The 3763-nt window shown below is 33.4% G+C and carries 2 protein-coding genes and 1 pseudogene; 2 read left to right on the forward strand and 1 reads right to left on the reverse strand.

Annotation, left to right across the window (positions count from 1 at the left end; genetic code table 11):
• The first annotated feature begins 38 nt into the window (after positions 1-38).
• Complete coding sequence (locus J8L97_RS22415) at positions 39-275, forward strand: hypothetical protein (RefSeq protein WP_211052919.1); 237 nt, start codon at positions 39-41, stop codon at positions 273-275.
• A 231-nt stretch (positions 276-506) separates the two neighbouring features.
• Complete coding sequence (locus tag J8L97_RS22420) at positions 507-914, forward strand: hypothetical protein (protein ID WP_211052921.1); 408 nt, start codon at positions 507-509, stop codon at positions 912-914.
• A gap of 362 nt (positions 915-1276) precedes the next feature.
• Here the strand turns inward: J8L97_RS22420 and J8L97_RS22425 are convergent.
• Positions 1277-3763 (reverse strand): annotated as a pseudogene (locus tag J8L97_RS22425) (hypothetical protein); the annotation flags it as partial.

A 3763-nucleotide genomic window follows, 5' to 3' on the forward strand; every position in this document is an offset into this window, starting at 1 on the left:
CGGAAGCGGCACTCTATACTTAAAAAACAGCGACTATAATGAGCTTAAATACGATGCATCATGTTTTAATACTGATTTTTGGTTTGATTTTTATACTGCCTAGCTATGGTCAAACATTAAAGGTAAGAGGCGCTCAATCAGAATTTGATAGTACACATGACTACTATATTGGGTTAATAAAGCTTGCGTATGAAAAGATCGACAAGCCAGTCGATATCACATTCGCACCTTATATGGTGCAACAACGGGCTCTGAATGAGCTCAAAGCTGGTTGACTTATTGATATTTATTGGGCTGGAACTGACTCTGAACGAGAAAGTACCCTTGGCTTTGTCCCCATTCCTTTAGTTAAGGGGTTACTCGGTTATAGAGTTTTTACTGCGCATAAACGTGCCATTGAAAAACTCAAAAAAATATCAACGTTAGAACAACTCAAGCAGCATCGGCTATGTCAAGGCTCCCATTGGCCCGATACCGATATTATGATTGCTGCGGGGTTAAATGTTATGCCAAATACCATCTATGAGAACATGTTTAAACAAGCGTATTCTGGACGATGCTTTGCTTTTCCAAGAGGAATTAATGAAGCACATTCCGAAGTAATATCTAGAAATCAGACTATGCCTGACCTCATTGTATATGATAAATTAATTCTCAAATACCCATTTCCAATGTACTTTTTTACTCGTAAAAACAACCATGAACTCATAACGAACCTCGCAAATGGACTCAACAAAGCGATTGAGGATGGCAGCTTTGATAAATATATGAAGACCCATAGCTCTACTAAACACTTATTTCCACTTTCAAAATGGCAGTCGAGTTCAGTTATTCATATTGATAACCCTTTTCTGGATCCCAGCAGAAATATTACTGATCCAAAATACTGGGTGAGTTTAGGCATTAAAAATTAAAGTAATTTATAATTCGTGATTTGAATCTGTGCCTTTAACAGTAAAGTTTTCTATGTTCATTGAAACTTACGTAGACCACAACCTCCCTCATTTATTTGATATTGGGTAAAATGGACTCTTTCCAATATTACGATAGAGCTGACAATCCATACAAAAAAGCACGGCTTACACACTGTGCTATTAAATGACAATAAGGCGTTGCAAACAAATTAAAGCATTCGTTATTCGTGCCACCACAGATTCAATTTCACAGTACACTAAATCAAAATTTTGTGGCTATGAAATTATTTCACAGTCTATTTTAAATTTGTCTCTTTACCCTATCACGGGCCTTCCGCCAGGGTTACGACTATACTAGGGTTTTAATTTTGCAAAGTACATGAAGCCCCAGTACAACTCACTCCTGCATCATATTTAAGTGAACTCAGCTGCGTGTTTAACACAACATCTAGATTCGTTAAATTATTTCTAAGTAAATTAACACTTTCTAACTGCACACTTTTACTTAAATCAATACTCGTTAGTGAATTACGCTCTAACTCCAACTGCTTCAACATGGATGCATTGCTTAAATCTATATCGGAGAGCTGATTAAAATTGAGATTAAGCTCAAGCAATGCGGTATTGTTTGATAGATCCAGCGTCAAAAAATCATTACTGTATAGCCTTAGTGAAGTTAACGCAACATTGTTACTTACATCGATATTTGTCAGTTGATTACTACCTAAACTCAATTCCACTAATTGAATATTCTCAGTGAGATCAATACTGGAAATTTCATTATCATATGCTTTTAAACTTGTTAGTTTAATATTTTTCGATATATCTAAGGTGGCCAAGTTATTTCGATAAATATTAAAATCAACAAGTGCAACATTGTTAGTGGTATCGACAACAGTTAATGCATTATCAGCCAACTGAAGTTGTTCAAGCGCTATATTTTTACTCACATCAATGTTGGATAAACTATTCTCATACACACTTAGTATTTTCAGTTCTACGTTAGTGCCTACATCAATTTGAGATAACTCGTTTCTATAAACTTCTAACGCCTGTAATTTTACATTTTTAGACACATCTAAAAAGCTAAGCTTATTGTTACTTAAATCAATAACGCTTAAGCTGGGGTTGTTTGTCAGATCAATGCTCGAGAAGTTGTTATTGTTTAAATTTAATTCTTGTAACAGAGGCAGTAGTACAATATCAATAGCTGATAATTGATTCCCATACAAACTTACTTTAGATAGTTTTAAATTATTAGACAGGTCAACATCTATAAAATTATTGTTGTAAGCGCTAAACTCAACTAATTCCAAATTTTTAGATACATCTATGCTGTTCAAGACATTCCCTCCAACATTGAGTATTGAAAGTACAGTATTTTCATTCACATTAATATCCGCAAGCTTATTTCCATATAGCTTCAAGCTTGATAATGACATGTTTTTAGAAACATCTATCACCTCTAACTTATTATCACCAACACTGAGTTCTTTTAATAAAGTATTACGCGAGACATCTATTCCTGAAATTTCATTACTATATAAACTTAAAACCAGTAATTTTGAATTTGCAGATACATCAATCTCTGACAGTTGATTTTCATACGCTCTCAACTGCAACAGATTGGTGTGACTCGTAACATCTATACTCGTAATTTTGTTTGCTCCAACACTCAAAAATTTCAACTCTTTATTATTTTCAATATCAATTTCGGTCAATTTGTTCTCGAACAAACTCACTGTTACCAACTTTGGATTGAAAGATAAATCAATTTCAGTAAGTTGGTTTTGTGCGGCATGAAATTCGGTAAGCGCAATATTATTTGCAACATCGAGTTGTGATAAATTATTACCATCAACACTAAAATCCAACAGTGCAGTGTTTGAATTGATATCTATACGCACTAAATTATTGTTATCAACACTCAATTTCAATAAGTTCAAGTTATTGTCGACATTTAGTTCCAATAGTTTGTTTTGATCAACCGATAAGTTTATTAGGTCACGATTGAATGACACATCTAATACTGTTATTTGATTATTATCTAAGTCTAGCGTTTTTAAAAACGTATTTTTTGTGATATCTACACTTGTCAGCGCATTTCCATCTAAGAATAAAGATGTTAATAACAAGTTCGATGTGACATCAATACTTTCCAGCTGACTATCATTTAAACTAAGTGATGTAAGTTCAGCATTATTGAGCACATTAAGCGAGGTTAATTTATTATTAGTTAAATTAAAAAAGACTAATTTTGCATTATTTTCAACATTAATGCCTGTTAAATTATTATTTTCTAAGCTAAGATATGTCAACTGCTCATTATTACTCACATTTATATTGCCCAGTAAGTTATTGTCTGCACTCAATGTCTCTAAAATAAAATTACGGCTTATGTCTAGGGTAGTTACCTGATTACTGTCCAGTTCCAGAATTTGTAGTGCAATGTTATTAGTCACATCAATCTTACTAAGTTGATTTCCATTCAACCCCAATCGAACCAGCAAAACATTTTTAGAAATATCAATATCGGTCAGTAAATTACGATCAAGATCTAATCTTGTTAGAAATAAATTTTGACTAACATCAATCGTAGTTAGTTGGTTATTATCTAAACTTAATATACTAAGTGCGGGGTTGTCAGTGATGTTTATCGCTGTTAATTTATTATCATCTAGGTGCAACGTATCAAGTAACTGATTACTAGTAACATTAATACTATTGAGCTGATTACTATCAAGGTCCAGCCGAGTTAAGGCTGTATTACGAGTAACATCAATCATGCTCAATTGATTGTTATTCAGCCCCAACGTTTCCAGTAAAGTGTTGTTCGATACATCAATGCT

It is taken from the genome of Pseudoalteromonas sp. MMG012, from assembly GCF_018100875.1.
Lineage (GTDB): Bacteria > Pseudomonadota > Gammaproteobacteria > Enterobacterales > Alteromonadaceae > Pseudoalteromonas > Pseudoalteromonas aurantia.

What these genes read in the sequence shown, in the direction of transcription:
- J8L97_RS22415 (WP_211052919.1), top strand. Translation starts at nt 39, where the DNA reads ATGAGCTTAAATACGATGCATCATGTTTTAATACTGATTTTTGGTTTG.
- J8L97_RS22420 (WP_211052921.1), top strand. Translation starts at nt 507, where the DNA reads ATGCCAAATACCATCTATGAGAACATGTTTAAACAAGCGTATTCTGGA.